Below are 4,806 nucleotides of genomic sequence, written 5' to 3'. Positions count from 1 at the left end.
GCTTCAACCGCCCCCGGGGCCGGGCACATTCTCGACTACACACGGGGCCCGCCGGCACGGGGGCGGCGGGTCCCGGTACGGGGGTGAAGCCATGGGCGACGGTACGGCGGTCCGGCTGGAGCCGCACGAAATGGCACTGCTGGGGGAAGGCCCGCGGGCCGCCGTCACCGTCGCCCTGGTGGACCTGCATCTGCGGGGTCTGGCCGAGGCCGGCCGGCCGGGGACGGTCCGGGCGGGTATCGCGGACGCCGTCAGCGCGCAGCGGCCCCCCTCTCCCCTGGCCCAGGCGGTGCACGCCTGCCTCCACGAGCCCGCCGGCCTGCGGACGTTGGTGAAGGATCCGGACATCCGGCTCGCGGTGGCCCTCATGCGCGTCCCCCTCGCGGAGGCGGGTCTGCTGCGCTATCCGCTGCTCGGCGCGACACGCGCCGCCCGCCGCCACGTACGGGACCTGCGGCAGCACCACCCGCTGCCCACGAGCAGACGCGGCCTGACGGACCACGAGCGGCTGCTCGCCGTCGCGCTGCACGGCGAGGCGGCGCTGCGCCTGCTGGTCCCGCGCTTCGCCCTGCGGGCGGGGCTGGTCCGCCGGGCCGAGGTGGGCGGCAAGGGCCTCCTCAAGCCCTCGTCACGCGGCGCGAACTCAGGCGGTGGGGGCTACTACTCCTGCGGTGGGGGCGGGGGCGGAGCGGACTGACCCGTGGGCCGGGGCCCTCTGGGGTGTCGGCACGATTCACGATCGGTCGTGCCGCGGCCATCGAAGCCGCTCGCCGGTCCGCCGGTCCGCCGGCATGCGCCGGGCCCGTCATGAGCGCGGACCGGACGTGAACCTCCGACCGTGCCTCGGCCACCGGCCGGGCGCGGAGGTCCCGGAACGGCTGAGGGGCGGTCCGTCCTCGTGGACGGGCCGCCCCTTTCCTTCGTCCGGGTCAGACCTTCAGCGTCCTGATCGACGTCGGCGCATGGCCGGGCTCGGTGGCGATCTCCTCGAACTCCACGACATTGCCGATGTCGTTGGTCGTCGACATGGAGATGTTGGTGACGCGCTCCAGGATCGCCTCGACGACGACCGGCACCTGGTGCTCCGCGGCGAGCTTCTTGGCCTGCTCGAAGGCACCGCCGAGCTCGTTCGGGTCGGTCACCCGGATCGCCTTGCAGCCGAGGCCCTCCGCGACCTTGACGTGGTCGACGCCGTAGACGCCGAGCTCGGGCGCGTTGAGGTTCTCGAACTCCAGGTTGACCTGGAAGTCGATGTCGAACGCCCGCTGCGCCTGGCGGATCAGGCCCAGGTAGGAGTTGTTCACGAGGACGTGGACGTACGGGATCCGGTGCTGCGCGCCGACGGCCAGTTCCTCGATCATGAACTGGAAGTCGTAGTCGCCGGAGAGGGCGACGACGGACGCCTCCGGGTCGGCCTTGGCGACGCCGAGCGCTGCCGGGATCGTCCACCCGAGCGGGCCGGCCTGGCCGCAGTTGATCCAGTGCCGGGGCCGGTAGACGTGCAGCATCTGGGCGCCGGCGATCTGGGAGAGGCCGATGGTGGAGACGTACCGGGTCTCCGGTCCGAAGGCCTTGTTCATCTCCTCGTAGACGCGCTGCGGCTTGATCGGGATGTCATCGAAGTGCGTACGGCGCTGGAGGGTCGCCTTCTTCTCCTGCGCGGCGGCGGCCCAGCCGGAGCGGTCGGGCAGCCTGCCGGCCGCCTTCAGCTCCTCGGCCACCTCGACGAACAGTTCCAGGGCCGCCTTGGCGTCGGAGGCGATGCCGTAGTCCGGGGCGAAGATCCTGCCGAGCTGGGTGGGCTCGATGTCGACGTGGACGAACGTCCGGCCGGCCGTGTAGACGTCGAGTTTGCCGGTGTGGCGGTTGGCCCAGCGGTTGCCGATGCCGAGGACGAAGTCGGATTCCAGGAAGGTCGCGTTGCCGTAGCGATGCGAGGTCTGGAGGCCGACCATGCCGGCGTTCAGCTCGTGGTCGTCGGGGAGGACGCCCCAGCCCATGAGGGTGGGCACGACCGGCGTGCCCGTCAACTCGGCGAACTCGACGAGCAGTTCGGCGGCGTCGGCGTTGATGATTCCGCCACCGGCGACGATCAGCGGCCGCTCGGCGGCGTTCAGCATGCCGATCGCCTTCTCGATCTGGGCGCGGGTCGCCGCGGGCTTGTAGGCGTGGAGCGGCTCGTACGTCTCCGGGTCGAACTCGATCTCCGTGAGCTGGACGTCGATCGGCAGGTCGATGAGGACGGGCCCGGGACGGCCGGAGCGCATCAGGTGGAAGGCCTGCTGGAAGACGCCGGGGACCTGCGCGGCCTCCAGCACCGTCACGGCCATCTTGGTGACCGGCTTGGCGATCGAGGCGATGTCGACGGCCTGGAAGTCCTCTTTGTGGATCACGGCGGTCGGGGCCTGGCCGGTGATGCAGAGGATCGGGACGGAGTCTCCGATCGCGGAGTACAGCCCCGTGATCATGTCGGTGCCTGCCGGGCCGGAGGTGCCGATGCAGACACCGATGTTGCCCGGGTGGGTCCGGGTGTAGCCCTCGGCCATGTGCGAGGCGCCCTCGACGTGCCGGGCGAGGGTGTGGGTGATGCCGCCGGAGGCCTTGAGGGCCGCGTAGAAGGGGTTGATCGCCGCGCCCGGGACACCGAACGCGTCGGCGACGCCCTCGCGCTTGAGGATCTCAACTGCCGCGCGGGCAGCGGTCATTCGAGCCATCGAGTACTCCTGCTTCGGCTGTCGGATTCGCACTCCCGTCGCGCCCCGCGGTGAGCTCTTCCGTATTGTGGAATTCATCTTCTACGATCTGGAATAAAGGTAAGTGGGACGGGCGAAGGGCGTCAAGAGACGGCAAGCGGCGGACAGACGGGGGTTGAGGGGCGCACGATGGACGGGCTGTCCCGACGCGACGCCGTACTGGAGTGACCATGGCCGAGAGCGTGCCGGTGCGCTGCCCGTGCTGCGGACGCGAACACCGCTACACGGCTCCGGAGTATCCGTGCGTGTGCGGTGCGCCCGTTGTCCCGCCGCTGAACCCTCACGAGACGGCGACACCGGTGGCGCATCGCGTGTGGCAGGACGACTGGGTGACGGTGCGGTGCGAGTCCTGCGGCCGGCGCGGGGAGTGGCCGCGTCCGGAAGTGGGCTGCTCGTGCGGGGTGGTGCTGCGGGTGCCTGTGGTGGAGGGGCAGGGGCTGACCGGCCGGGACAGTGGAACGGGCGAGGACACGGCGGCCGACGACACGACACGGGACCAGGACGTGTCCGCCCGCCCTCAGGACTCCCCAGCCCAGCCGCCCGCAGCCCGGCCACCCTTTCAATCCGTCGCGATCCGCACCGCCCGCGACGCCGTCACCGCCACCGCGCTGTACCTGCGCTGGCTCGGCTACCGCGGGGTCCGCAGGGCGGACCAGCGTCTGCCGTCCGGCATCGGGCTCGCCGCCCGCGGCCTGGTCGCACAGGTCGACCCGGCCGTGCGCCCGGCGACCCTCCGGGACGTGGAGTGCCTGTGGCTGACGGCCATGACGGAGTCGGCGGACTGTCTCTACTTCTCCCTGGCCGGGTACGCGGACGACGCCCGGGCCCGCGCAGACGCTCTGGGCATCCCCCTGTTCGTCCTCGACCTCACCGGCACACCGCGGCCCGTGAACACCCCGGCCGACACGCTGGCAGGCCACAGGCACTGACCGGACTGGTCGGGCGGGGGACGGTCGCCAGGCAGCGCCGGTGCCTCTCCCACCGCTCCGGCGCCTCATACTCACGGTATGCGCATCCGCCCCGCGACCCCCGCCGAGCTCCCGGCCCTCCAGGACATCGAGCGTGCCGCCGGTGCGCCCTTCCGGGAGCTCGGCATGCCGGAGATCGCCGACGACGAGCCGCCGGGGCTCGACGTACTGGAGCGCTACCGCGCGGCGGCCCGCTGCTGGGTCGCGGCGGACGGGCAGGACCACCCGGTCGCGTACCTCGTCGCCGAGCCCGTGGACGGGGCCCTGCACATCGAGCAGGTCTCGGTCCACCCGCGCGCCGCCCGCCGTGGCGTCGGCCGGACCCTCCTCGCGTACGCCGCCGAACGCGCCCGCGAGGAGGGTCTGACCGCCCTGACGCTGACCACCTTCGCCGAGGTCCCCTGGAACGGCCCCTACTACGCCCGGCTCGGCTTCCACACCCTGCCCGAGCCGGACCTCTCCCCCGGCCTGCGCGCCATTCGCACGGCGGAAGCCGAACACGGCCTGGACCGCTGGCCACGGGTGTGCATGCGCGCACCGCTGTGAGGACCCCGACCACACCGCGCTGCTGGAGACCGACTCGATCGCTGCGACGGAAAGCCTTGTGCGGACAAGCGAGGCCCTCGGGCGGCGAGTCGAGATCTGAGAGATCTCGACTCGCCGGCCCGAGGGCCTCGCTTTGATGTCACCTCCCGTCGAGGCAGCAATCGGCCGCTGCGGCTGGGCTGCTAGGCCTCTTCGACAACCACGTGTGTGTCCGTCGCGGTGTCCCCGGCGAAGTCCGCGTCCCCACCGTAGGTCGCGGTGATCGTGTACGGGCTGCCCGCCGTGTCCGTGTAGGTGTGGGTGGTCGTCACGGTTCCCCCGGCCAGGGTCACTGTGACGGGCGTCGTCTCGTCGCCGAAGTCGACCGTGACCGTCCCCGTCGGCGTCCCCGCACCCGGAGCGTCCGCGGCCACCGTCACCGTCACCGTCACCTCTTCGTCCACAACCGACGGATCGGGCGTGGAGCTCACCGTGGCTGTGGTCGCGGCCTGGTTCACCGTCTGCGTGTCCGTCGCGGTGTCCCCGGCGAAGTCCGCGTC

5 protein-coding genes are annotated in these 4,806 nt (G+C 71.9%); 3 read left to right on the top strand and 2 right to left on the bottom strand.

The annotated features are described in order from the left end of the window. Nucleotides 1-91 precede the first annotated feature (91 nt). Nucleotides 92-697 (top strand): TIGR04222 domain-containing membrane protein, encoded by a 606-nt coding sequence (locus ABZ016_RS42155; protein WP_356922095.1) that lies wholly within the window; start codon nucleotides 92-94, stop codon nucleotides 695-697. Between the two features lie 232 nt (nucleotides 698-929). Here ABZ016_RS42155 and gcl read toward each other — a convergent pair whose 3' ends face one another. Continuing rightward, a complete protein-coding gene (gene gcl, locus ABZ016_RS42150; RefSeq protein WP_356922094.1) occupies nucleotides 930-2,714 on the bottom strand; it encodes a glyoxylate carboligase in 1,785 nt (594 codons plus the stop codon). 209 nt (nucleotides 2,715-2,923) lie between these two features. Here gcl and ABZ016_RS42145 point away from each other — a divergent pair, with 209 nt between their 5' ends. Both ABZ016_RS42145 and ABZ016_RS42140 read left to right on the top strand, forming a co-directional pair. Beyond that, a complete protein-coding gene (locus ABZ016_RS42145; RefSeq protein WP_356922093.1) occupies nucleotides 2,924-3,682 on the top strand; it encodes a hypothetical protein in 759 nt (252 codons plus the stop codon). 78 nt (nucleotides 3,683-3,760) lie between these two features. Then, the gene (locus ABZ016_RS42140; protein ID WP_356922092.1) at nucleotides 3,761-4,267 is read left to right on the top strand and encodes a GNAT family N-acetyltransferase; all 507 of its coding nucleotides are present in this window, start codon (nucleotides 3,761-3,763) and stop codon (nucleotides 4,265-4,267) included. A 182-nt stretch (nucleotides 4,268-4,449) separates the two neighbouring features. On the opposite strand, the gene ABZ016_RS42135 is transcribed toward ABZ016_RS42140, so the two are convergent. After that, a partial coding sequence (locus tag ABZ016_RS42135; RefSeq protein WP_356922091.1) for an Ig-like domain repeat protein occupies nucleotides 4,450-4,806 on the bottom strand: 357 nt, incomplete at its 5' end.

This window comes from Streptomyces sp. NPDC006372 (genome assembly GCF_040612515.1).
GTDB lineage: Bacteria > Actinomycetota > Actinomycetes > Streptomycetales > Streptomycetaceae > Streptomyces.
Note: the sequence above shows the minus strand (reverse complement) of the source record. Positions and strands in the feature narration are given on the sequence as shown.